This window comes from Streptomyces pallidus (ex Mingjun et al. 2026), from assembly GCF_051550185.1.
Taxonomy (GTDB): Bacteria; Actinomycetota; Actinomycetes; order Streptomycetales; family Streptomycetaceae; genus Streptomyces.
Genome location: NZ_CP196181.1, coordinates 732,602 through 755,558, shown reverse-complemented (window position 1 = coordinate 755,558; position 22,957 = coordinate 732,602). Strand labels below are relative to the sequence as shown.

The window sequence follows — 22,957 nt, the reverse complement described above, 5'->3', positions numbered from 1 at the left end:
GGAGAACCATGAACACCGCTACGACGAACGCGAAGAGGCTCCGGGCCGCCGCTGCCCTCGCGTGCGCGCTGCTCGCCGCCGGGCTGGCCACGACCACGTTCACGACGGAGGCCGGCGCGGCTCCCGCGGCCGGACCGGACAGCGTCCAGACCCTCCGCAACGACGCGACCTCCGCCTGCCTCGACGACAGCGAGCACGGCACCCGCACGTACACCTGCCTGGGCAACGACCACCAGAAGTGGAACGTCCACCAGTGGGCCGACGGCACCCGCGAACTGCGGAACACCAAGACCGGCAGGTGCCTGACCGACAGCCCGGCGGGCCGGGTCGCGCCGTACCCCTGCGACAAGGCCAAGGACCAGAGCTGGTTCGTCCACCGCTACCCGGACGGGGCGGTCGAGCTCAAGAACCAGCAGACCGGACTGTGCCTCGACGACAGCCCGGCCCACCACCTGCGCACCTTCCCGTGCGGAACCCACAGCCAGAAGAGCCCGTACCAGACCTGGCGCTGAGGTCCGGCGGCCGGCAGCACGGCGACGGCGCCCGCCCACGCGCGGTGGGCGGGCGCCGGTTCGGCACGCGGAAGGGTCAGCTCGGGGAGATCCTCCTGCGCCGGCGCTGCGCGTACACCGCCGCACCGCCGACCGCCGCCAGGGCGGCGGCCCCGGTGACGGCCACCGGCTGCCAGGACGCCCCGTCCGCCGGCCGCTCGGCAGCGGTTGCCGAGGTGGCCGCGGTGTTCGAGGTGCCGGCCGGCTGGTCCTGCGTCAGATCGGCGTAGCCGCCGGCCAGGCCCTTGCGGTCGTACTCGGATCCGGGCAGCTTGTCGCCGTACCGGGCGGACACCAGCTTCTGATAGGCGGCGAGGGTGAGGGAGCGCTTGCCGCCGAGACCGGTGTTCGCCTCGTCGTTGAGCGGCTCGACCATGCCGTCGGCGGTGAGCCGGTACCAGGCGTGGATCTGCGGTTCGGTGAAGACGCGGGCCTGCGGGGTGCCGCGTTCGGCGAGGCTGAGGTCCCTGTCCCCGTCCTGGATGCCGGCCAGCTGCCAGCCCTCGGCTCCGGGGTTCTGCGGGCTGCTGCCCGGAGCGGAAGGGCTTCCCTGGGGCGTGAGCAGGACGGAGGCGGGGCGGCCGTCGGAGGCGTTCACCCGTGAGGCCAGGTAGGACAGCCGCAGCGCGGTCTGCGGGCTGCCCTGGGCCTTGCCGGCGACGAACTCGGGGCTGATCTCGAACATCGGCACCGGGTCCTTGAGGTCGAACCGGGGCGGCGCGGCGGCGGCGGGCGCGTTGGCGGGGCCGCCCTGGCTGCCGCCGTCCGCGTTGGCGGGACCGCCGGCCTGCCGGGCCTGCACCAGGAAGCGGGAGACGGTGTCCCGGACCTGGTCGCTGCGGAGGGTCTGCTGCGCGGACGGGTAGCCGGCGATGCCGTCGCCGTCCGCCCCCTGTGCGGAAACGTTTCCGCACAAGGTGGCGGCGAGTGCGGTGGTGGCCAGGACGGCAGCCCGGACCGCCGTGCGCCGGATGCGCCGCATGGTCTGCATGGTGTGCATGGTCGGGTCCTCTCGTCAGCCCTGGATGCCGACCCGGGAGTGGGTCCACTGGAACGAGTTGTTGTTGACGTAGGTGGAGTAGTTCCACCAGGTGTACGTCTGGGTGGTCTGCCACGGGTCGCCGACCGCGATCATGTTGGTGGCGCTGTCGTAGCCGTAGATGACGTTCATGTGGCCGCCGCCGCTGCGCCATCCGAACCGGACGGCGAACGGCCGGCCAGCGGCTATCTCGCCCGCCGACTCGCTGAACGAGGCGTTGCGGTACAGGCTGCGGCCGCTGTTGCCGAGGCCGAGCTTGGCCAGGCCGTTGGCCATGTCCTCCAGCGTCGCCGGCTGGTTGTTGCAGTCCACCCACGTGCCCTGGGCGGCGAGTTGGCAGAACCGCTCCTGGGTGACGTTGCGGCCCCAGAACTTGGCGATGGTCACGCCCGAGGCGTCCCAGCACCACTGCGTCCTGACCTGCTTCTGCATGTCGATGTTCAGCGACTTCGCGGTCGCCGGGCCGGGGTTGGGCTTGGTCGGCTTCGGGTTCGGGGTCGAGCCGCAGACCGGCAGGCCGGTGGTGTTCTCGCGGATGAACGCGTCGGCGACGTAGTAGGAGCCGGTGGAGATCCACCGGTTGTTGTTCTCCACGGTGTCCCCGGTGGTGCGGCAGGCCATCTGGATTTGGTCGCCGACCTTCGAGGAGCCCTTGACCTGGGCCGAGAGGGACGGCTGCGCCCGGTGGTTGACCGTCCGGTAGTTGCCCTGCCCGCCGTAGACGGTGCCGCTGACCGTGCCGGCCTGCGCGAGGGCGCCGAAGCCGAACAGCAGGCCTCCGGAGAGCGCCGCGGTGACCGCGGCTATCAGCGCCTTCTTGCGGCGGGACATGCGACGTTTGTGCATCGTGCTCCTTGAACCGAGAGGGGGGTGCCCGCGGGACGGCCCTGGGGCCACCCGTCTGTGCAGGCCGCTGCGGCCGGCGCTGCACGGCTGTTGCGCCGTTATCCGGACGGGCTTCCGTGCCCGGGCATATCGGCGCTGCTTTCCTCGATTGGATGGGGTGCCGGGAATCCTGCCAGAGAGAAAGGGCGATTTGAACGAGGTTGCTCTACGCGCAAAGATGTCGCCGCTTCAACCAACGCGCGACGCGAAATGACGGACCGTCAACTTGCCTGTCATTGCGCTGACTTGAGCGTGCACGGCGTGCTGGTCCAGTCCATTCGATCGGGTCAGTCGCGCGCGGACTTTACGCGATCTTGACGGTGGGCGACCTCTTGTTGGATGGCCCGTCAAATAGCCGAATCGCCCAGCGTGCATGACGCGTGACTCTCCATGCATTTCCAGAAGCGAGGGCCGTCCGCTCTTTGTCGTCCGGCCGTCACGCGGCGCGGGCGGAGTGTGACCCGGCGTGCCCGGAGCGCTGCAGGGCGAGTGCGGGGATCAAGGGCGTCCTATCCGGACCTTAAGGGACGGATAACAGAGGGCCCGCGGCCCTTCTGCGGCCCGTTCGGGCCTCATATCGCCCTTAGGGTCACGGGTGTTGACCGAGGCACTTCCGATGCCGCCGCCATACCGGCGGATCGGCTTTACCAAGAGGTTTCTGATGTCCCGAAAGCGAATTGCCCTGGCCTGTGCGGCCGTGGTCGTCGGGGTCGGCTCCGTCGTCATCCCCGTGGCCGCCAATGCCGGAGAGGAGGACGGCCTCGCCGCCGCCTGCCGCGTCGCGGACCAGGCCACCGTGTGGTGGGCGTCCGGCGAGGTCTCCCTGACCAACAAGGGGGACCGGCCCGTACGGGACTGGACCGCCGAGTTCGACGTGTCGCAGGGGCAGGTCACCCTCGACAACCCCTGGGCGTACGAGCTCCGCCAGGACGGCAAGCACGTCACCGTGAAGCCGATCGCCGACCGCGCCGACCTGGCCGCCAAGGGCAACCGGGCCGTCAGGGTCGGGATCAACCCCGCCGGCAAGGCCATCCCCAAGATCACCGGATGCCGGGTGAGCAGCCCGTCGGGCGACGACGGCAACGGCACCGACACCGGAACGAACACCGCCGTCCCCGCCGACAGCGGCTCCTTCGTCAAGGACCACACCGCCGTCCACCTGATGTGGAAGCCGCCCGCCGGCGGAGCCGAGGTCGACCGCTACGAGGTCTTCCAGGACGGCAAGCAGGTCAAAACCGTCAAGGGCACGATGGCGGACGTCGAGAAGCTGGCCGCCGCCACCCGCTACACGTTCAAGGTCCGCGCCGTCCGCACCGACGGCCGCACCACCGGGTTCAGCAAGGACATCGTGCTCACCACGCACGCGGCGCCCGGCCAGGACAAGGCGAAGCCGGTCATCCCCGCGGAGCTGGAGGCCACGGCCTCGGGTCCGTACCAGGCCTCGCTGCGCTGGCACGCGGCGACCGACGACGTCGCCGTCACCGGCTACCGGATCTACCGCAACGGCACACGGGTCCAGGAGGCGGACGCCAAGGCCACCTCGGCCACGGTCTCCGGCCTCACCGCGAGCACCGCCTACCGGTTCAGGGTCACCGCCGTCGACGCCTCCGGCAAGGAGTCCGACCCGACCCGCGAGACGCAGGTGACGACGGCCGCGGCGCCCGACGGGAACGGCGGCACCGCCGCCCCCGGCGACTTCGCCGCCACCACCGCCACCAAGCAGGACGGCAACGTCACCCAGCACTACCTCAACCTCACGTGGTCCGTCCCGCAGGGCGTCGGCCAGATCACCACCTACCAGGTCTACCTGAACGGCAAGCCCGCCCAGACCTTCATGTGGGGCACCGGCGACCCGGTGCTGCCCGTGCCCAGCACGAAGGGCTCCCGCGAGGTGCTCGTCGGCGCCCACCCCGGCACGACGTACACCGTGAAGCTCCGGGCCCGGCTCGGCGACGGCAAGTGGGGGGCGTTCTCCCGAGAGCTGACCGTGAAGACCGGCGGCTGACCTCCCGGCGCCGCCCCCATCCACCGCGCACGCCCGACCCCATGACCAGGAGCGTCCCCTTCATGAGCACGACCCGCCCCACCCCCGGGCCCGTTCCCGCCGCCGCGCCGGCACCCGCCCCCACGCGGGCAGCGGCCCGCCGCACCGGCGCCCTGCGCCTCACCGCGCTCATCGCCCTTCCCCTCGCCGTGACCACCCTCGGCTCCGCGCCCGCCTCGGCCCACGGCTCCACCGCCGACCCGGTGAGCCGCAGCGTGGCCTGCACCAAGAACCCGAAGGCGAGCGAAGCCTGCCGGATGGCGCTCGCCCAGAGCCCCGGCATCCCGGGTGACTGGAAGTCGATCGTCCAGGGCCGGGCCATCGACCACAGCACCCCCACCTCCTCCCCGCAGCACCGCGCCCGCATCCCCGACGGCAAGCTGTGCAGCGCCGGCAACGCGCAGTTCTCCGGCCTGGACCTGGCGCGGGACGACTTCCCCTCCACGACCCTGCCCAGCGGCGCCGAGTACGACCTGCGCTACGACATCAGCGCGCTGCACAACCCGTACCGCATGGAGATGTACGTCACCAAGGACGGCTACGACCCGAAGAAGCCGCTGAAATGGTCGGACCTGGAGGACACCCCGTTCCTCAGCGCCGACAACACGGCCGCCACGGCGGCGCCCGCGGGCTTCCTCGGCGCCAAGGCGTTCACCTTCAAGGCGGTGCTCCCGGAGAAGAAGGGCAAGCACCTGATCTACACGGTCTGGCACGGACTGAAGCGGCCCGACGGCTCCTTCCAGAGCGAGGAGGCCTTCTACTCCTGCTCGGACGTCACCTTCAAGTAGGCGACGCCGGCAGGCCACCCCGAGCCCGGGCACCCCACCCCCTCACCCGGGCTCGGGGCACACGTCACCCGCCGCCCTCGGCGTACCAGCGCACGGCGCCGGTGCCGAGGGAGACCGCCGCCCGGGGCCGCATCGGCCCGTCGCCGCGGCGGGAGAGCAGCACGACCTCCTCCACCCGCGCCGCCGTGCTGCCCAGGCGGGCCGCGCACTCCGCGGCCAGGCGCCGCGGGTCGTGCGTACGGCCGAGCGAGAGATGGGGCGTGAAGCGGGGGAAGCGGTCGCGGCAGCGGGGGAACGGCTCGACCAGGTCCCGCTGGAGGGCGGTCCAGGGAGCCGTACCGGCGGCGGCAGGGTCGAGCCACACGGTCGCGTACCCGCGGTGGCGGAAGAACCGCACCCCGCCGAGGCGGATGTCGAACGGCTCCGACGCGGCGGCCGCGGCGGCCAGCAGGGGCGCGGCCGCCGGGAAGTCGGCCTCCGGGACGAACCCGAACACGAGGTTCACGTGCGGGGGCCACCGCCGGATCTGGGGGTCGTGCACGGCACGGATCTCCTGGACGGCCGGCCACAGCGCGTCCGGCGGAAGCCAGGCCACGGCGCTGCGGGGCGTGGGCGCGACGTCGAGGAAGCCCGGTACGCCGGCGCTCACACCGCCGCCCGCGTCCGCGCCCGGATCCCGTATCCGGCGGGAGGCGGCGCGGTAGCTGCGTTCACGCACCCACGCTAGACAGCCCGCCGGTTCGCCCCGTCTCCGGCTGCGGGACACGCCCGGTATTCACCCGCTCGGGGACCGGACGGACCGCGGGTGTGCGGCGGGCCTGCCGCACACCCCCGGCGGGGGGAGTCCGGACGGACGGGTCTCAGGGGCCGGCGTTCAGCTCCGTGACGATCGAGGCGGGTGTGTGGCCGCTGCTGTCCGAGAGCCTGTGGAAGTCGACGGACACGTAGTTCGGGGTGCGGCCCCCCGTCGCCTTCCGGCACTGCTCGGCGATGCGGTTGCGCAGCTTGCTGCCGTTGTCCAGGGCGGCGGTGAGGACGGTGGGCACGTTGCGGTGGTGGCTCATGGTGAACAGCCGTCGGAATCCCGGCTCCTGGCGGTCCAGGGGGAGGTCGGCCCAGCGGCTGACGCACGCGAGGTCGTTGCCCATGTCGCCGAGGCTCCAGTAGTTGCTGACCGTCCAGGACCTGTCGTACATGACGCCGAGGTGTTCGCGGTCGGACCGGTCGGAGAAGACCAGCAGCCGCTTGCCGGCCGTGACCAGGTCGGCGACCTTCGGCCAGCCCTGCTGGCGTACGTGCCAGTCGTCGGGCCGGAACAGCAGCTCGGGCAGGCCCCGTACCCGGCCGAGTGACTGCTGGAGCTGCTCGGGGCTGACGTAGTCCTCCAGGAAGACGGTCACGACCTCCTGGGGGTGGGCGGCGAGGAAGTCCACCACGGTCTGCATCGTGCCGTGGAAGGACTGGCGCGGCAGGGCGTACGTGGCCCCGGCGAAGGTCTTGCAGTCGCCGTGGCACAGGTACACGTCGGAGGGGTAGCAGTCGCTGCCGAAGCTGATGACGCACAGCCAGGTGCTGCGCTCGTACCAGTGGGTGTCCAGGCTGAGGCCGCGGACGCCGTTGTCGAGCTGGTGGCGCACGGACTCGGCCTGGTTGACCGAACTCCAGCGGGAGTCCTCGTAGTTGGTGAAGGCGTTGTGGGTGGTGAGGAAGGCGACCTCGTCGAGGCGGCGCCCGCCCCAGCGGGCGGCGGCGGCCTCGGCCGCGCGGGTGCCCGCGGGGCCGGTGGCGGGGGAGGTGGCGGTGGCGGGGGTTCGGGCGGGCGCCGGGGTCGGGGTGGCCGACGCGGTGGCGGCGGTCGCCGTGCCGAGGAGGGCCAGCAGGAGGAGGCACACCAGGGGATACCGGCCGCTTCTTCGCGACAGCAGCATGTTCATGCCAATCATGGGGCGGAGGGTAGCGCGCCGACCCGTGATCCGCGCCCCCGCGGACCCGACCGGCCGAAACCCGCCGCCCGCCGTGTCACGCAGCAGAACCGGGTGCGGAGGCTCGCCGTGTGCGGTCCCGCCCGGCGATGGCCGCAGCGACCTCTTGGATGGCGCCACGAAGAAGGTCGCCATAGGGATCCCGAGGAAGCTGTGGGACGTGCTCTTCGGCCGCGTTGATGTGCTCGGCGGCGGCTTCGAAGGAGCCGAGGCGGCGGTAGTCGTCGGCGAGGTTGAGGTGCAACGAGGGGTAGAAGCCGGCGATGTGGAGGCCGGCGTGGTGCTCCTGGACGCGCTGCTCGGTCACGGCGTCGGCGGCGTCCAGGGCCCGGACGTCCCAGGCCAGGGCCTGAGCGGGATCCTCGTAGAGATCTGCCAGGTGGTGAGCCAGGGAGCAGCGGTGCAGCGGATCGCCGGTGACGCCGATCGCGGACCACAGGCCCAGGAGTCTTCGACGCGCGCGAGGGAGGTCACCGGCTCGGCCTTCGGCGACGGCTCGGCCGATGGCTTCCATGGTCGGGTCGGGGCTGGCGGGTGCGGTCGTCACGGGGGTGTTCCTCGTCGTCTCGTTCAGGCGGGGTGGTCGGCCTTGACGGGCATGGCCAGGGTGGTGAGATCACCGCGGTCGGCGGAGCGGACCGTGACGGGCTGGTCGTGTCCCCTCAGATCGAGCATCACGTCGGGGCCGATCGCGGTGCTCACGGCGGGGTAGAACGTGGTCAGCTCGAACCGGATCCGCAGGGCCTGCCCCGTCGCGGTGGCCGAGAGCGGGATGCCGGGGTGTTCCTCGTCCGCTGACACGACGTTCACTCCGTGGTCGGCGACGTCCAACGCGATGCGCTCACCGGGATGTTCTTCCAGGGCCCTCAGAAGCAGATCCTTCGAGACCGCCACACGGGTGGTGACCTCGCCCAGTGACGCGAGCATCAGCCGGTAGTCGGGGAAATCCTCGGACAGCAACCGGCAATGCCGGTCCTCCCGGTCGGCCACGCGGAACCAGATCCCGTGCGGCACCGCTTCTACCCGAACCAACGGGCTGCGGCGGATCTCGGCGGCTGCCGTCCGCAGCTCGTCACCGTCGACCGTGCCGGCCCACGTCTGCGCCGGTGGTTCGGTCGGCACCAGGGTTCGGGTGGAGAGCCGGTAACGGTCGGTCGCGGTCAGGGTCACCGCCTCATGGCTCGCCTCGATGCGCAGGCCGGCGAGTACCGGCAGGCCGGGCTCGTGTGCGGTCGCGGTCAGGACCTGTTCGACCGCATCCGCCAGCACGGGACCCTTGAGCGCCGCAATCGGAAGACCTGGCACTGTGCCGAGGACGGACCTGATGACGGCAGCCTTCTGCTGTGCCGCCACCGCGTCGCCGACGACCCTCGCGACATGCTCGTCGAGCAGCCGGGATGCCGCGTCAGCCCCGGAACCCAGTACCGCCTCGACACCGGCGAGGGGCATGGCGATCTCGCGCAGCTGGCGCAGCACGGTCGCCCGAGCCACCTGGTCAGCGCCGTAGTAGCGGTAACCCGAGACCGGGTCGACCTCGGCAGGGGGCAGGAGTCCGGAGTCGGCGTAGAACCGCAACGCGCTGGAGGTCAGACCACTGCGCTGGGCGAAGGCCCCGATCGGCATCAGATCATCTTGTGGCACCGCGCCATCATCGGGCTTCAACCAACTCGAAGGTCAACACCGACGAGCCGCGTCCCCGACCTCACTGGGCAATGCACCTAGGGCAGCGGTTCGCCGCGGGCGGTGAGCCAGAGGGCGTACCACTCCTCGTGGTCCAGTTCCGGCAGCCGGTCGACCGCCTGGCGGCAGGCCCGGATCCGCGCCGGATCGGAGGTGCCGATCACCGGTGCGATCCGGGCCGGGTGCCGCTGGAGCCACCACAGCAGAACCGTCTCCGGGGTGACCTGTTTGCGTGCGGCCAGCGTGGCGAGCAGCTCCGAGGTCGCGTGCTCCTGCGGGGTCTGCGCCCGCCCGGTGAACCGGCCCTGCGCCAGTGCTCCCCAGGCCTGTAGCCGGATGCCGTGGTCGCGGCAGTGTTCGAGGGTGCCGAGGGGGAAGCCGTTGGCCGCCGCGGCGGGGGTGTTCAGCAGGACCCCGGCCTCGACCCAGTCGCGCCGGTGCAGGCTCATCTCCAGCTGGTTGACGACGAGCGGCAGGTCCAGCCGCGACTGGAGCGCCGCGATCTGCGCCGCCCCCATGTTGGAGACTCCGAACCGGCGCACCAGGCCCTGGGAGTGCAGCGAGGCCAGGGCCTCGGCGACCTCGTCCGGATCCGCGAGCGGGTCCGGACGGTGCAGCAGCAGGACGTCGATCACGTCGGTGCGGAGCCGGGTCAGGCTCTCCTCGACCCGGCGCAGCACCGTCTTGCCCCGCAGGTCGTAGATACCGGGCCGCTCGCCGTCCGCGAGCCGGATCCCGCACTTGGTCTGGATCGTGACCCGGGCGCGCAGCCCGGCGTCCCGGGCCAGTACTTCGCCGAAGACCGCCTCGGACTTGCCGTGGCGGTAGATGTCGGCGTGGTCGAAGGCGGTGATCCCGATCTCCAGGGCGGCATCGACCGCCGCCTCCGCGGCCGCGATCTCCGCGGTCCCGTACGACTCGGGCCCCCAGGTACCGCCCAGTCCCATGCACCCGTACACCGGCCGGCCCGCACTCGCGTTCGTGTTCCTCGTCACCCCCCGACCCTACGGCCTCCGGACGGGGCGTGGGGCGGGTCAGAAGGTGTAGCAGGACGGACGGGGAGCCGTGGGGGACGGGGCGTCGTTGTCGTTGCGGAGTTCGTAGAACTCGCGTTCCGGGGCGGCCCTGAAGGTGCGCAGGGCCTCCGGGGTGAACAGCAGGCAGAACGGCCTGGTGATCGGGGTGCGGCTACTGGCGCGGTCCAGGACGAGCGCGCCGTCGTACCGGCCCGCCCTCAGGGTCCAGTCGGAGCTGTCGAACAGGAGCGTCGGCTGTTGCGGCTTGTCCTGGGTGACCACCAGGGGGGAGGGGTCGGCGGTGCGGTCGTACTTCAGCCGGTTGGAGGCGAAATCGTAGTTCCACGCCCCGGATTCGTTCCAGCGGAACCGTGGCCGGCCGCCCTTGGGAGCCGCTGCCTTCAGCTGCAGCCGGACCGCGGTGATCACCTCGACGTCCTCCGCCCGGAACCGCGTGGTGATCGTGGGCTGCACGAACAGGTGCACCGTGTGCTGCGGCGCCCGGGGCTCGATCCGCACCAGGTGCGGCAGGGCCACGGACACCTTCGGTGCCTGCTGCAACTCGGCCAGATTGAACAGCGAGATCCCCAACGCCGCGAGGCCCGTCAGCGTCGCCGTCCACACCTGCGCCGCTTCCAGGCGCCCGCGCCCCGGCCCGTGGGCCGCCGGCTCGGCAGTGGTCGTCATGGGGCGAGTCTGCCGCCGCCCGTGCGGGCCGCGGCCGCGGCGCACCGGAGCCGGCGGTTCCCTTTCACCCGAACCCCGGCCGGTCCGCACACCTCACGCCGTCCGTCAAGCCACGACTTCCAGGGGCGTGACGGGGCGCGCGCCCCGGGGCGTACTGGAAGTACCCCTTCCGCCTCTCCCAGCAAAGGAGCACACCATGACCCACCGCTTTCGAACCAAGCGTCTCGTCCTGCTCGCCGCCTCGGCCACCATGGTCGCGGGAGGTGCGCTGGTGCCGACGACCGCATTCGCCGCCACCCCCGCGACGTCGCACACGGTCGCCCTGCCCGGCGACGACATCGGCGACGGCAACAAGTCCACGCTGCTGTTCCTCGGCGAGCCCGACCACGCCATCCGGATCGTTCCCTACAAGGACGCGCCGGGTAAGGGCGGGGCGGGCAAGAAGAGCGACGGGAAGTGGGGCAAGAAGCACCCGGGCAAGGGCGGCCCTTCCGAGGACACCGGTGTGAAGACCCCCAAGGGGACGGACTGGCAGTGCATCACCGCCCCCTGCGGTCCGCCCGACAGCGTCCACCCGGAGGTCCTGCACCATGACTTCGAGGGCACCGTCGTCCCCACCGGTACCTGAGGCCCCGCTGCGGCGCCGTTCCCCGTGAACGGCGCCGCAGTCGTACGGGGCCGCCCCGCCGCCTGCCGACCTGACTGATCGGCCCCCCGTTTGTGGGGCGGCGGCGGGGTTGCCTGCCAGCATGGCGATCATGACTGAGAGTGCATCTGTACAGCCGGTTCGCAGGATCTTCGACGGCCGGAACGATTCCGACAACCCGGTGCTGGTGCGCGAGGAGGGAGGGGCCCCGACCGGCGACGCGCTGGTCGACGGCACCTACGACACCCTCGGCGTGACCTGGGACTTCTTCCGCACGGTGTACGGGCGCAAGGCCATCGACGGCCGGGGCGGCCCGGTCGAGGCGGTGCTCCGCGGCGGGGAGCCGGGCGCCACCTGGCACGGCTCGCGCATCCTGCTCGGCGGCGGTGACGCCCCCGCGCCGCTGGACGCGGTCGCCGCGCAGTACATGATCGGCGTCATCCAGCACACGGCCGAGCTGGAGTCCTACGGTCAGCCCGGCGCGCTCGCCGTCTCGCTCGGGAACGTCTTCGGCCTCCTGGCCAAGCAGTACACCCTGAAGCAGGGCGTCGAGGAGTCGGACTGGCTGTTCGGGCAGGGCCTGCCCGCCTCCGGCGAGGCGGTCGGCTCCCTCGCGGACCCCGCGCGGTTCAAGCAGGTGGCCCACATGACGGAGTACGACGAGACCGTCGACGAGGACGGCGGTGTCCACGTCAATGCCGGCATCGCGAACCGTGCGTTCCACCTGGTCGCGACCGAGCTGGGCGGCAACGCCTGGGAGCGGGCCGGGCGCATCTGGTACAAGGGCCTGATGGGCTACGCCTCCCGCACCACGAACTTCTCCGCGTTCCGCTTCGCGACCCTCGGCGCCGCCCGTGAGCTGGACATGCCGGCGGACGTCGTGGCCCGGGCGTGGACCGAGGTCGGCGTGGACCGCTGACCGGTTCGCGCCTTCCACGGGCGCAGGGCCCCGACCGCCGGGTGTGGCGGTCGGGGCCCTTCCGGCACCGGCCGGCCGCGTGAGCCCGACGGGTCCGTCAGCCGACGGCCGCGTCAGCCCGACGGGTGCGTCAGCCCGACGTGCCCGCCGGCGCGGGGGCCGCGGGTGTCGTCCTGCGCAGCACGCCTATCTTGTCGATGCGGTGCTCGGGGTTGCCCTGCGCGTCGCTCCAGTAGTTGCCCGCGGCGTGGTCTTCCGGCGTGGCGCACGTCGAGATCGTGATCATGGCCTGGGTGGGTGCCTGCCCGGGAGCCCCGGGGACCGCCGCACGCTGCTCGGCCAGCGAGCGCTCCGACCGGAAGGACGTGGAGCGGGTCGCGACGATCTCGTACGTGTGGACGACGCCACCCGCGGTCACCAGGACCGTGTCGCCCTCCTTCACCGCCGCCAGCCCGTGCAGCGGCCCGCCGGCCGACATGCGGTGGGCCGTGACCAGGAAGTTCCCGACCCGGCCGGGGCCCACACCGCCCCGCTCCCCGTACGGGCTGGCCGCGTGGCCGCGGTCCTGGATTCGGGTCCCGGAGAGGTCGTCCGTCGTGCCCTCGTACGGCTCCACGCGCAGCCCGAAGACCCCGATCGACGGGATCGACAGCAGGGACGGCGCGGCCGGCTGCGACGCCGGGCCCGCCGCGCTCGTGGCCGTGGCGCTCGCCGCGGCCGCGGCTGCGGTCGTTCCGGCGGGGACCTTCGTGGCGGGGGCCGCGGCGCGCGCGGAGGCTTCGGGGGCGCAGGCCGCCAGCAGGACGGTTGCGGCGCCGGCCACGGCAGCGGGTACGGCCCGGGGGAGGGCGGGCAGGAAGGGCAGGGGCATGGGCGGGTGCGTTTCCTGTCGGTGGGCCGGGCCGTACGGCATGTGGGGGACCCGGTTCGCCGTGCCAGGGTGACACACGCGGCGCGCGGTCCAGAAGTGCTGCGGACTGCGACGCGTTCCCGCCGGCCCGGCTCAGAAGGCGTTGCGGCGGCGCAGCCGCAGCGGGCGGCCGTCCGGGTCCACGAGGAGGTGGTGCAGGGGAGTGGCCAGGGCCCGGGCCGTGGGAGCCAGCTCCGGCGGGCGGTAGCCGCGGAGCCGGCCGGGCGGGCGCGGTCCGCGGCAGCCGTCGGCGTACCAGGCGTCCAGGTCGGCCGCGGCCGAGGCGAAGGAGTGGAAGGCGGCGACCGGGTCGCACAGGGCGTCGTCGGCGGTGGGCGCCCCGCCGCCCGCGTCCGGCACCGTGTCGGGCACCGGATCGGGACCGATGTCGAGGTGCTCGCGGGACAGCTCCAGACGGAGCCGGCGGGCGAACCCGCGGGCGCCGTCGCCGAGGCCGCCCGGGTCGCCGGGCGGACGCGGGTCCTCGGTGGTGTCCAGGACGACGCAGCTGAGCTCCGAGTCGTGGGTCCACGAGCGGAGGTTGATGTTGTCGGAGCCGACCGACGCCCACACGTCGTCGATGACGCACACCTTGGCGTGCACGTAGACGGGAGTGCCGGCGTGGTTCTCCAGCCCGTAGACGGCGACCCGGGGGCCGCCCGCCCGGCGCAGCCGGTCCAGGGCGCTGACCCGCCCGATCAGGTTCATGGGAAGGGTCAGCCGGCCGTCCTGCTCGGGGAGCGAGGGGATGACCGCGATCAGCCGCAGGCCGGGGTTGACGCGCAGCGCGTGGGCGAAGCAGGCCACGACGCGCGGCGACCACAGGTACTGGTCCTCCAGGTAGATCAGGGAGCGGGCCCGGCGCAGGGCCTTGAGGTAGCCGCGGGCGATGCTGCGCTCGCCGTCGGGGGCGAAGGGGTAGCCGCGCAGCAGCCGGTTCGGGTAGGTGCGCAGCACCTGGACGGTGTGGGTGCCGCACGGCTCGGGGTCGGGGCCCTGCGGCGGCAGGGGGTCCGCGTCGGTGTCCTCGTGGTGCAGGAGCTCCCGCAGGCGGGTGACGGGGCTGCGCGAGAGCGGTGAGGGATCCTGCCAGCGCTCGCGGAAGACGGCCTCGATGTCGCCGACCACCGGCCCGCGCAGGGCGAGCTGCACGTCGTGCCAGGGCGGGTGCGGCCCGTACGCCCCGGCCATCGGCACGGCCTGGGGATCACCGAGGTGGCTGCGGTCGTCGTTGCGGTTGTGGCACAGGTCGATCCCGCCGACGTAGGCGATGTCGAGCCCGGGGCGGCCGGGGTGGCGCAGGACGACCATCTTCTGGTGGTGCGAGCCCCCGGGGCGCACCCGCATGTCGAGGAGGCACTCGCCGCCGGCCTCCTCGATCTCCGCGCCGAGGTGCAGGTTCTCCGTCTCGCTGAACTGCAGGCGGTCGAGGTGGGAGCGCCAGACCAGGCCCTTGACGACGACACCGCGCTCGGCGGCCCGGGCGAGGACGGCGCCGACCTCGGTGCCCCGCCGGTCGGCGCCCCCGTCCCGGCCGGGGTGGTGCCGGCCGAGGCGTTCGTCGGGGTCGCCGCGCCAGTCGGTGAACAGGAGCAGGTCGCCGGCCCGCTGGGCGTCGATCCGCTCCAGCAGCTCCGCGAAGTACGCGGCGCCGTGCACCACCGGCCGGACGTCGTTCCCGTCCGACCAGGCGGTGCCCCCGGGCCGGCGGCGGTCGAGGCGCGTCGCGGGGTTGCCGCGCTCGGGCGGGGTGAGCAGCCAGTCGGTCCGGTTCATGGCACGGGTCCTCCGTACCCCTTCTTACCCGCGCGGGGGCGTTCCCTCCCCCGGGCGGGGCGCCGGACACCCCCGGTGGCGGCACCGCCACGCGGAGTTCCCCGGGGGTGTCCGGCGCGGACGCCGTCAGGAGCGGTCGAAGCGGTCCAGCTCCATCACCTTGTGCCAGGCCGCGACGAAGTCGTCCACGAATTTCCGCCCGGCGTCGTCGCTCGCGTAGACCTCCGCGAGGGCGCGCAGCTCGGAGTTCGACCCGAACACGAGGTCGGCGCGGCTGCCGGTCCACTTGAGCGCGCCGGTGGCGGCGTCGCGGCCCTCGAAGGTGTGCGCGTCCTCGGAGGTCGCCTTCCACGTCGTGCCCAGGTCGAGCAGGTTGACGAAGAAGTCGTTGGTGAGGACTCCGGGCGTCGTCGTGAGGACGCCGACGGACGTCTGCTGGTGGTTCGCGCCCAGGACGCGCAGGCCGCCGACGAGGACGGTCAGCTCGGGAGCGCTCAGGGTCAGCAGGTTCGCCTTGTCGAGCAGCAGGTACTCGGCGGGCAGCCGGTTGCCCTTGCCGAGGTAGTTGCGGAACCCGTCCGCGGTCGGTTCGAGCGCGGCGAACGACTCGACGTCCGTCTGCTCCTGTGCGGCGTCCACACGGCCCGGCGTGAACGGGACCTCCACCTCGAAGCCCGCGGCCGCGGCCGCGGTCTCGACGCCCGCGTTGCCGGCGAGGACGATCAGGTCGGCGAGCGAGACCTGCTTGCCGTCGGTCCGGCCGCCGTTGAAGGCCTCCTGGATGCCGGTCAGGGTCCGCAGCACCGCTGCCAGCCGGTCCGGCTCGTTGACCTCCCACCCGCTCTGCGGCTGGAGCCGGATGCGGGCGCCGTTGACGCCGCCGCGCTTGTCGCTGCCGCGGAAGGACGACGCCGCCGCCCACGCGGTGGACACCAGCTCGGCGACGGAGAGGCCCGAGTCGAGGATCCGGGACTTGAGGTCCGCGACGTCCCCGGCGTCGACGAGCGCGTACGTCCGCCCCGGCAGCGGGTCCTGCCACAGCAGCGTCTCGGAGGGCACCTCGGGGCCGAGGTAGCGCACGACGGGGCCCATGTCGCGGTGGGTCAGCTTGAACCAGGCCCGGGCGAAGGCATCGGCGAACGCCGCGGGGTCCGCCAGGAAGCGCCGCGAGATCGACTCGTACACCGGGTCGAAGCGGAGCGAGAGGTCGGTCGTCAGCATCGTCGGCGCGTGGCTCTTCGACGCGTCGTGCGCGTCGGGGACGGTGCCGGCGCCGGCACCCTCCTTCGGCCGCCACTGCTGCGCGCCGGCGGGGCTTTCGAACAGCTCCCACTCGTAGCCGAAGAGGATCTCGAAGAAGCTGTTGTCCCAAGAGGTGGGGGTGTTGGTCCAGATGCCCTCGAGGCCGCTGGTGATGGTGTCGCCGCCCTTGCCGGTGCCGAAGGAGTTGCTCCAGCCGAGGCCCTGCTGCTCCAGCGGGGCGCCCTCGGGGTCGGCGCCGACGTGGTCCGCCGGGCCGGCGCCGTGGGTCTTGCCGAAGGTGTGGCCGCCGGCTATGAGGGCGACGGTCTCCTCGTCGTTCATCGCCATCCGGCGGAACGTCTCGCGGATGTCGCGGGCCGCGGCGATCGGGTCCGGGTTGCCGTTCGGGCCCTCCGGGTTGACGTAGATCAGGCCCATCTGGACCGCGCCGAGGGGGCTCTCCAGCTCCCGGTCGCCGGTGTAGCGCCGGTCGTCCAGCCAGGTGGTCTCGGGACCCCAGTACACGTCCTCGTCGGGCTCCCAGACATCCGCGCGGCCGCCGCCGAAGCCGAAGGTCTCGAAGCCCATCGTCTCCAGGGCGACGTTGCCGGCGAGGATCATCAGGTCCGCCCAGGACAGGCTCTGGCCGTACTTCTTCTTGACCGGCCACAGCAGGCGGCGGGCCTTGTCGAGGTTGGCGTTGTCCGGCCAGCTGTTCAGCGGGGCGAAGCGCTGCTGGCCGGCGCCCGCGCCGCCGCGGCCGTCGCTGATCCGGTACGTGCCCGCGCTGTGCCAGGCCATCCGGATGATGAACGGGCCGTAGTGGCCGAAGTCGGCCGGCCACCAGTCCTGCGAGGTCGTCAGCACCTCGGCGATGTCCCGCTTCACCGCCGGCAGGTCGAGCGTCTCGAACGCCGCGGCGTAGTCGAACCCCTCGCCGAGGGGGTTGGCCACGGCCGGGTTCTTGGCGAGGATCTTCAGGTTGAGCCGCTCCGGCCACCACTGGCGGTTTCCGCCGCCCTGAGTCGGGTGCGGGGCCCGCTCGTGTGCGACCGGGCAGCCTCCGGCGCCTTCAGTCTTCGCGTCCACGACGATTGCTTCATCGTTCTCAGGCATGGGAATCCTCGGAATCCTTCCGGACTGGGTGGACCACGGTGCTCGGGAACAAGGGGTGGAGCAGGGGGAGCGGGCGGGCTCCTTCACCGGGACCGGGTCTCGCCACCGTCACGCGCTCTCGCCGCCATCGTCCTGTCCCTTGGTTGTCGCCGGAACTGATCCTACGATGGACATAGTCCAAGTCAATGCGGCAACCAGATCTGTACGGATTCATTGGTCGAACGAGGCGCATTTTAGGCTGGTGGGGCATGAGCGACCTGGTGAAGCGGCTTCGCGGACGCGGCTGGCGGATGACGGCCCAGCGCCGGGTGGTCGCGGAGGTACTGGACGGCGAGCACGTCCACCTCACGGCGGACGAGGTGCTCCTACGGGCCACCGCCCGGCTGCCGGAGGTCTCCCGCGCGACCGTCTACAACACCCTCGGCGAGCTCGTCGCGCTCGGTGAGGTGGCCGAGGTGACGACGGACGGCCGCGCGAAACGCTACGACCCGAACGCGCGCCGGCCCCACCAGCACCTGGTGTGCTCCGGCTGCGGCGAGATCCGCGACGTCCACCCGGCCGGCGACCCGTTGGCCGACCTGCCCGACTCCGAACGGTTCGGCTTCACCGTCACGCGGGCCGACGTGGTCTACCGGGGCCTGTGCCCCGCCTGCGCCGGGGCCGCCGGGGCACCGTAGCGGCGCTCCGGCCCGCGCCACCCGCCCGGGGGGCGGGAACGCCGAAACCGCCGCGGAGCCGTGCTCCGCTCGGCAGGATGGGGGCATGGACCGTGGGGATGCAGGGCCGGACCGGCCGCGGCCGATGGTGGTGCGCGTACCGGTGGAGCCGGTGGAGGCCGCAGCGGAAGCCGATGCCGTCGACGCCGTGGCGCGTGCGGGCGACGTGGCCGTGCGCGGCCCGCTGTTCGGGGTGGCGGCACGGCGCCCGGGGGACGGGCCGCGGTGGCGGGTGGTGGTCGCCGTCGCGGCCGGCTGCCCGCAGCTGGCACGCGACAGCCTGAACTCGAAACTGTGGTTCCGCGCGAAGGACGAGGCGAAGGACCGGGCGGAGCGGCGCGACCTGCTGGCCGCGGTCGCCCGGCTGGAGACCGGGCGGGTCGACGAACTCGTCGCGGCCGGCGAGCGCTACCGCATCGTGCGCGCCGAGGAGTACGCGGGCGCCGGCCCGGGCGGCATCGAGGAACCGCGCCCCACCGACCCGGAGCCCCCGGTCCCGGACTGGGCGCGCAACGCCGCGGAGCCGAAGCTCGACGCGGACCTGGTCCTGGACCCGGACGCCCCGGTCACCCCGACCCAGGCCGTCGAGCAGCTGGCCCTGCGCGGCCTGCACTACGTCGGCGACCGGTTCCCCGCAGACGTGCGCGCCGACTCCCGGCAGGCGCTGGACACCCACCCGGACGTGCTGCTCCTGCCGCCCACGTTCACGGTCGTGGAGCAGTCGAGGGGCGGTTGGAAGCCGGTCAGCGGCCCGCACCCGACGGCGCACGCGGCCCGCAGGTCGCTGGAGTTCGGGCTGACCTGGGCGTGGCCGCGGATGCGCGGCCTCATCCCCGTGAGCACCGACACGCACACCGACGCCCGTACCCGGACGGCGGCCGCCGGCGGACGGGCGGACCGGCACGCCGCCGAGCTCGCGGCGTACGCCGAGGCCGCCGACCGGCTCCGGGCCGGCCGGGTGAACCGGCTGGAGTTCCGCGGCACCGTGTACCGGATCGCCCGCACCCGCCGTCTGCTGCGCTGGGGGCCCGACGGGCCCGAGGGCCCCCGCCCGACCGACCTCAACACCCAGGACCCGGCACGCATCCACCCCCCGCTCGACGAGGACGGCAACGTCCTGCCCGAGGACTGAGCCGGGGGTGTCCGCGGGGGAGTCCGCCGGGGCGCCCCCGGGGTGTCCGGGCCGGCCGGGGAGGGGCCGGCCGATCCGGACACCGGAACCCGGGGTCCCGTGGGCTCAGGCCAGGTCGAACCGGTCGAGGGTCATGACCTTGTCCCAGGCGGCGACGAAGTCGCGCACGAACTTCTCCTCCCCGTCCTGAGAGGCGTAGACCTCCGCGATGGCCCGCAGCTGGGAGTTGGCGCCGAAGACGAGGTCGACGGCGGTCGCCTTCCACTTGGCCCCGCCCGTGGCCCGGTCCCGGCCCTCGAACTCGTTCTCGACCGTGGCGGACGGCTTCCACTCCGTGCCCATGTCCAGCAGGTTGACGAAGAAGTCGGTCGTCAGCGTCCCCGGCCGGTCGGTGAACACGCCGTGCGGGGACTGCCCGACGTTGGCGTTCAGCGCCCGCATGCCGCCCACGAGCACGGTCATCTCGGGAGCGGTCAGCGTCAGCAGGTTGGCCCGGTCCAGCAGCAGGGTCTCCGGCGACAGCTTCTCGCCCGCCCGCACGTAGTTGCGGAACCCGTCCGCGGCCGGTTCCAGCACGGCGAACGAGTCGACGTCGGTCTGCTCCTGCGTGGCGTCCGTGCGCCCCGGGGCGAACGGGACCGTGATGTCGTGCCCGGCGTCCCGCGCCGCCCGCTCGACGGCCGCGCACCCGCCCAGCACGATCAGGTCGGCCATCGACACCCGCTTCCCGCCGGACTGCGCGGCGTCGAAGTCCCGCCGGATCCCGTCCAGGGTCTGGAGCACCGCGGCCACTTCGGGCGTCCTGTTGGGCTCCCAGTCCTTCTGCGGGGCGAGCCGGATGCGCGCCCCGTTCGCGCCGCCGCGCTTGTCGGTGCCGCGGAAGCTCGCCGCCGACGCCCAGGCGGCGGCCACCAGGTGCGACACCGGCAGCCCGGAGCCGAGGATGCTGTCCTTGAGGGCGGCGACGTCCTTGTCCGTGACCAGGTCGTGGTCGACCTCGGGGACGGGGTCCTGCCACAGCTGCGGCTCCGGGACCCACGGGCCGAGGTAGCGCGAGGCGGGCCCCATGTCGCGGTGCAGCAGCTTGTACCAGGCCTTGGCGAAGGCGGTCGCCAGCTCGTCCGGGTGCTCGTGGAAGCGCTCCGCGATCGGCCGGTACACCGGATCCACCTTCAGCGCGAGGTCCGTCGTCAGCATCATCGGCGCGTGCCGCTTCGCCGGGTCGTGCGCATCGGGCACGATGTCCTGCGCCTCGGGGTCCTTGGGCTTCCACTGGTGGGCGCCGGCGGGACTCTGGGTCAGCTCCCACTCGTACCGGAACAGGTTGTCCAGGTAGCCGTTGTCCCATCGGGTCGGCGCGGTGGTCCACGCGCCTTCCAGCCCGCTGGTGAGCGTGTCGGAGCCGCTACCGCTGCCGTACGTGTTCCGCCAGCCGAGGCCCTGCTGCTCCAGGGGGGCGGCCTCGGGCTCCGGGCCGATGTACTGGGAGTCGACCGCGCCGTGGCACTTGCCGAAGGTGTGGCCGCCGATGATGAGCGCCGCCGTCTCCTCGTCGTTCATCGCCATGCGCGCGAAGGTCTCGCGGACGTCCCGCGCGGCGGCCACCGGGTCCGGGTTGCCGTTGGGGCCCTCCGGGTTCACGTAGATCAGCCCCATCTGCACGGCGCCGAAAGGCCGGGCGAGCTCTCGGTCGCCGCTGTAGCGCTCGTCCCCGAGCCAGGTGTCCTCGGGCCCCCAGAAGACCTCGTCGGGCTCCCAGATGTCCTGCCTGCCGAATCCGAATCCGAAGGTCTCGAACCCCATGGACTCCAGTGCGCAGTTGCCGGCGAAGACCAGCAGGTCGGCCCAGGAGATCTTCCGCCCGTACTTCTGCTTGACCGGCCAGAGCAGGCGGCGCGCCTTGTCGAGGCTCGCGTTGTCCGGCCAGCTGTTGAGGGGGGCGAAGCGCTGGGCGCCGGAGCCGCCCCCGCCCCGACCGTCGGCGATGCGGTACGTGCCCGCGGCGTGCCAGCTCATCCGGATGAAGAGCGGCCCGTAGTGGCCGTAGTCCGCCGGCCACCAGTCCTGTGACGTGGTCATCACCTCGAAGACGTCCCGCTTCAGTGCGTCGACGTCGAGGGTCTTGAACTCCTCCGCGTAGTCGAAGTCCTCGCCCATGGGATCGGCGAGGGGCGAGTTCTGGTGCAGGACCTGGAGGTCCAGCTGGTTCGGCCACCAGTCCCGGTTGGTCTTGGGCCGGGTCGCCGTAGGGGTGGGGGAGGGGATCGCCGGGTTCTCACTCTCGCTGCCGGACACGTCCATCCTTCTTCCTGTTTGGATATTTTGTCCGTATGGTCGCGCACGGCGGACCGCGGAGCGGTGAGAACACGCCTGGAAGAATCCGCGTCAGGACACCTTGAGCGGGTGCCCGGGGGCGAGGGCGGCGGCGATGCGTTCGGCGATGGTCTGGGCCGAGTTGCCCTCGGGGCTCTCGGGACCCTGGGTCACGCTGACCGCGATGGACAGCTGCTGCGCCGGCAGGTAGGCCTGGACGGCCGCGTACCCGGAGAAGGACGGGTTCGTCGTGATCCAGCCGTTGACCACGATCACCCCGAAGCCGAAGTGCCGGGACGGCGTGTTGGTCAGGAGGCAGACGCTGGCCGGGCAGGAGGCCGTCGGATGCCCGAGGCCGACCGTGCCCGGGTTCAGCTGGGTCCGGAAGGACGTCCGGGACAGCAGCTCGCCGGTGCCGATGCCGCGGGCCGACCGTTCCAGATCGCAGACGTCCTGGACCAGGACCGCTCCCGGGGCCGTGGTCCAGGAGGGGTTCCAGAAGGTCGCCTCCTCGTAGCGGCCGCGCTCGGCGGTGAAGGCGTGCAGGACGGGCTCCGGGATCTGCGGCGTGAACCGGTTGGCGGTCTGGCCGAGCCCCAGCGGGCCGAAGACGCGTGCGGCGAGCAGCCGGTCCAGGCGCTGGCCGCTGATCTTCTCCAGCGCGGCCCCGAGGAGGACGAAGTTGGCGTGCGAGTAGTTCCAGTTGGTCCCCGGCTCGTACAGGAGCGGGGGAGTCGCTGCGATCTTGAGGACCTCCGCCGGGGTCCAGGCGCGGAACGGCGCCGCCTCGTACTCCGCGATGAACTTCGGGTTCGTCACGTAGTCGTGGAGGCCGGACGTGGAGCTGCCGAGCATCCTGAGGGTGATCTCCGAGCCGTGCGGTGCGTCCGGCACCCAGCGGGACACCGGGTCGTCGAGCGAGGCCCGGCCCTCCTCGACGAGCTGCAGCAGGACGGTCGCCATGTAGACGATGCCGACGGAGCCGGTGCGGAAGTGCATCGACGGATCGGCCGGAACGCCCGTCATCGACTCGCCGAGGGCCGAGGTGAGCACCTCCCGGCCGCGTGAGGTCACCTTAAGGACCACCGCGTTCAGCCCGAACTCCCGCTTGGCCCGCTCCGCGATGTCGAGGACCCGGCGGGCGTCGCCGTGGGCGGGGACGGGAGCGGGTGAAGCGACGCAGGCCCGCGCGGCGGTGTCGGCAGGAGCGGCGGAGGCCGCAGCGGGGGCGGCCGCAGCGGGGGCGGCCGAGGCCGCAGCGGCGCCGGACCCGGCCGGCAGGGCGGCGCCGATCAGGCAGGCCGCGCAGAGCGACACCACGGGCGTGCGCCTCATCCTGCCAGTGTGGGCGTGGCTGCCGCCCGGCGCACTTCTGCTCGGCGGAGGCGGTCGGGATCGGGGAACGGCGCGGGCCGGGAAGTGCCCGGCGGCGTCCTCGTACTCCACCGGGCGCCAGCCGGTGGCCTCCGGGGCGCCGCGGAGCCGGTGTTCCGCGAGGGGGTCCGGGGTGGTGAC

The 22,957-nt window shown here is 72.7% G+C and carries 20 protein-coding genes; 7 read left to right on the top strand and 13 right to left on the bottom strand.

Translation table 11 applies throughout. The features are described from left to right. Positions 1-8: 8 nt before the first annotated feature. Entirely contained in the window at positions 9-512 is a 504-nt protein-coding gene (locus ACSHWO_RS03085) for an RICIN domain-containing protein (protein WP_385803936.1), read from the top strand. Positions 513-588: 76 nt separating this feature from the next. On the opposite strand, the gene ACSHWO_RS03080 is transcribed toward ACSHWO_RS03085, so the two are convergent. Together ACSHWO_RS03080 and ACSHWO_RS03075 are read right to left on the bottom strand one after the other, a co-directional pair. Continuing rightward, positions 589-1,551 (bottom strand): hypothetical protein, encoded by a 963-nt coding sequence (locus ACSHWO_RS03080; RefSeq protein ID WP_438309946.1) that lies wholly within the window; start codon positions 1,549-1,551, stop codon positions 589-591. Between the two features lie 15 nt (positions 1,552-1,566). Further along, on the bottom strand, positions 1,567-2,436 hold the full coding sequence (locus tag ACSHWO_RS03075) for a papain-like cysteine protease family protein (RefSeq protein ID WP_361085011.1): 870 nt from the start codon (positions 2,434-2,436) through the stop codon (positions 1,567-1,569). A 700-nt stretch (positions 2,437-3,136) separates the two neighbouring features. Here ACSHWO_RS03075 and ACSHWO_RS03070 point away from each other — a divergent pair. Then, on the top strand, positions 3,137-4,480 hold the full coding sequence (locus ACSHWO_RS03070) for a fibronectin type III domain-containing protein (protein WP_438309944.1): 1,344 nt from the start codon (positions 3,137-3,139) through the stop codon (positions 4,478-4,480). A 62-nt stretch (positions 4,481-4,542) separates the two neighbouring features. Continuing rightward, positions 4,543-5,307: a lytic polysaccharide monooxygenase auxiliary activity family 9 protein gene (locus tag ACSHWO_RS03065; RefSeq protein WP_361085005.1), complete on the top strand. Its 765-nt coding sequence runs from the start codon at positions 4,543-4,545 to the stop codon at positions 5,305-5,307. 64 nt (positions 5,308-5,371) lie between these two features. Here the strand turns inward: ACSHWO_RS03065 and ACSHWO_RS03060 are convergent, their stop codons facing one another. From ACSHWO_RS03060 to ACSHWO_RS03035, 6 genes are all read right to left on the bottom strand, one after another. Next, positions 5,372-6,025 carry a 2'-5' RNA ligase family protein gene (locus ACSHWO_RS03060; RefSeq protein ID WP_361085002.1) on the bottom strand — a complete coding sequence of 218 codons (654 nt, stop codon included), beginning with the start codon at positions 6,023-6,025 and terminating at the stop codon, positions 5,372-5,374. A gap of 142 nt (positions 6,026-6,167) precedes the next feature. Further along, positions 6,168-7,250 carry a PI-PLC domain-containing protein gene (locus ACSHWO_RS03055; protein ID WP_438309943.1) on the bottom strand — a complete coding sequence of 361 codons (1,083 nt, stop codon included), beginning with the start codon at positions 7,248-7,250 and terminating at the stop codon, positions 6,168-6,170. A 76-nt stretch (positions 7,251-7,326) separates the two neighbouring features. Continuing rightward, entirely contained in the window at positions 7,327-7,836 is a 510-nt protein-coding gene (locus ACSHWO_RS03050; RefSeq protein WP_438309942.1) for a hypothetical protein, read from the bottom strand. A gap of 23 nt (positions 7,837-7,859) precedes the next feature. After that, on the bottom strand, positions 7,860-8,930 hold the full coding sequence (locus ACSHWO_RS03045; RefSeq protein WP_438318892.1) for a MerR family transcriptional regulator: 1,071 nt from the start codon (positions 8,928-8,930) through the stop codon (positions 7,860-7,862). A gap of 77 nt (positions 8,931-9,007) precedes the next feature. Beyond that, positions 9,008-9,964 carry an aldo/keto reductase gene (locus ACSHWO_RS03040; protein ID WP_438309941.1) on the bottom strand — a complete coding sequence of 319 codons (957 nt, stop codon included), beginning with the start codon at positions 9,962-9,964 and terminating at the stop codon, positions 9,008-9,010. Positions 9,965-10,003: 39 nt separating this feature from the next. After that, positions 10,004-10,672: a hypothetical protein gene (locus ACSHWO_RS03035; protein WP_438309940.1), complete on the bottom strand. Its 669-nt coding sequence runs from the start codon at positions 10,670-10,672 to the stop codon at positions 10,004-10,006. Between the two features lie 196 nt (positions 10,673-10,868). On the opposite strand from ACSHWO_RS03035, the gene ACSHWO_RS03030 reads away from it, so the two are divergent. Then, positions 10,869-11,300, top strand: a complete 432-nt coding sequence (locus ACSHWO_RS03030; protein ID WP_438309939.1) for a hypothetical protein — start codon at positions 10,869-10,871, stop codon at positions 11,298-11,300. A 130-nt stretch (positions 11,301-11,430) separates the two neighbouring features. Further along, positions 11,431-12,237 carry a M4 family metallopeptidase gene (locus ACSHWO_RS03025; protein WP_438309938.1) on the top strand — a complete coding sequence of 269 codons (807 nt, stop codon included), beginning with the start codon at positions 11,431-11,433 and terminating at the stop codon, positions 12,235-12,237. A gap of 130 nt (positions 12,238-12,367) precedes the next feature. On the opposite strand, the gene ACSHWO_RS03020 is transcribed toward ACSHWO_RS03025, so the two are convergent. The 3 genes from ACSHWO_RS03020 to katG (ACSHWO_RS03010) all read right to left on the bottom strand — a co-directional run bounded on the left by ACSHWO_RS03020 (position 12,368) and on the right by katG (ACSHWO_RS03010) (position 17,281). Continuing rightward, positions 12,368-13,108, bottom strand: coding sequence for a sortase domain-containing protein (locus ACSHWO_RS03020; RefSeq protein WP_438309937.1), 741 nt, complete (start codon positions 13,106-13,108; stop codon positions 12,368-12,370). Between the two features lie 132 nt (positions 13,109-13,240). Then, on the bottom strand, positions 13,241-14,923 hold the full coding sequence (locus ACSHWO_RS03015; RefSeq protein WP_438309936.1) for a phospholipase D family protein: 1,683 nt from the start codon (positions 14,921-14,923) through the stop codon (positions 13,241-13,243). Positions 14,924-15,049: 126 nt separating this feature from the next. Continuing rightward, positions 15,050-17,281: a catalase/peroxidase HPI gene (gene katG, locus ACSHWO_RS03010; protein WP_438309935.1), complete on the bottom strand. Its 2,232-nt coding sequence runs from the start codon at positions 17,279-17,281 to the stop codon at positions 15,050-15,052. Between the two features lie 248 nt (positions 17,282-17,529). On the opposite strand from katG (ACSHWO_RS03010), the gene ACSHWO_RS03005 reads away from it, so the two are divergent. Next, positions 17,530-17,958, top strand: coding sequence for a Fur family transcriptional regulator (locus tag ACSHWO_RS03005; protein ID WP_438309934.1), 429 nt, complete (start codon positions 17,530-17,532; stop codon positions 17,956-17,958). Between the two features lie 85 nt (positions 17,959-18,043). Next, positions 18,044-19,129, top strand: a complete 1,086-nt coding sequence (locus ACSHWO_RS03000) for a DUF5954 family protein (RefSeq protein ID WP_438309933.1) — start codon at positions 18,044-18,046, stop codon at positions 19,127-19,129. A gap of 105 nt (positions 19,130-19,234) precedes the next feature. On the opposite strand, the gene katG (ACSHWO_RS02995) is transcribed toward ACSHWO_RS03000, so the two are convergent. Together katG (ACSHWO_RS02995) and ACSHWO_RS02990 are read right to left on the bottom strand one after the other, a co-directional pair. Next, positions 19,235-21,424 (bottom strand): catalase/peroxidase HPI, encoded by a 2,190-nt coding sequence (gene katG / locus ACSHWO_RS02995; protein ID WP_385803880.1) that lies wholly within the window; start codon positions 21,422-21,424, stop codon positions 19,235-19,237. A gap of 90 nt (positions 21,425-21,514) precedes the next feature. Beyond that, the gene (locus ACSHWO_RS02990) at positions 21,515-22,777 is read right to left on the bottom strand and encodes a serine hydrolase domain-containing protein (protein WP_438309932.1); all 1,263 of its coding nucleotides are present in this window, start codon (positions 22,775-22,777) and stop codon (positions 21,515-21,517) included. Positions 22,778-22,957: the final 180 nt, after the last annotated feature.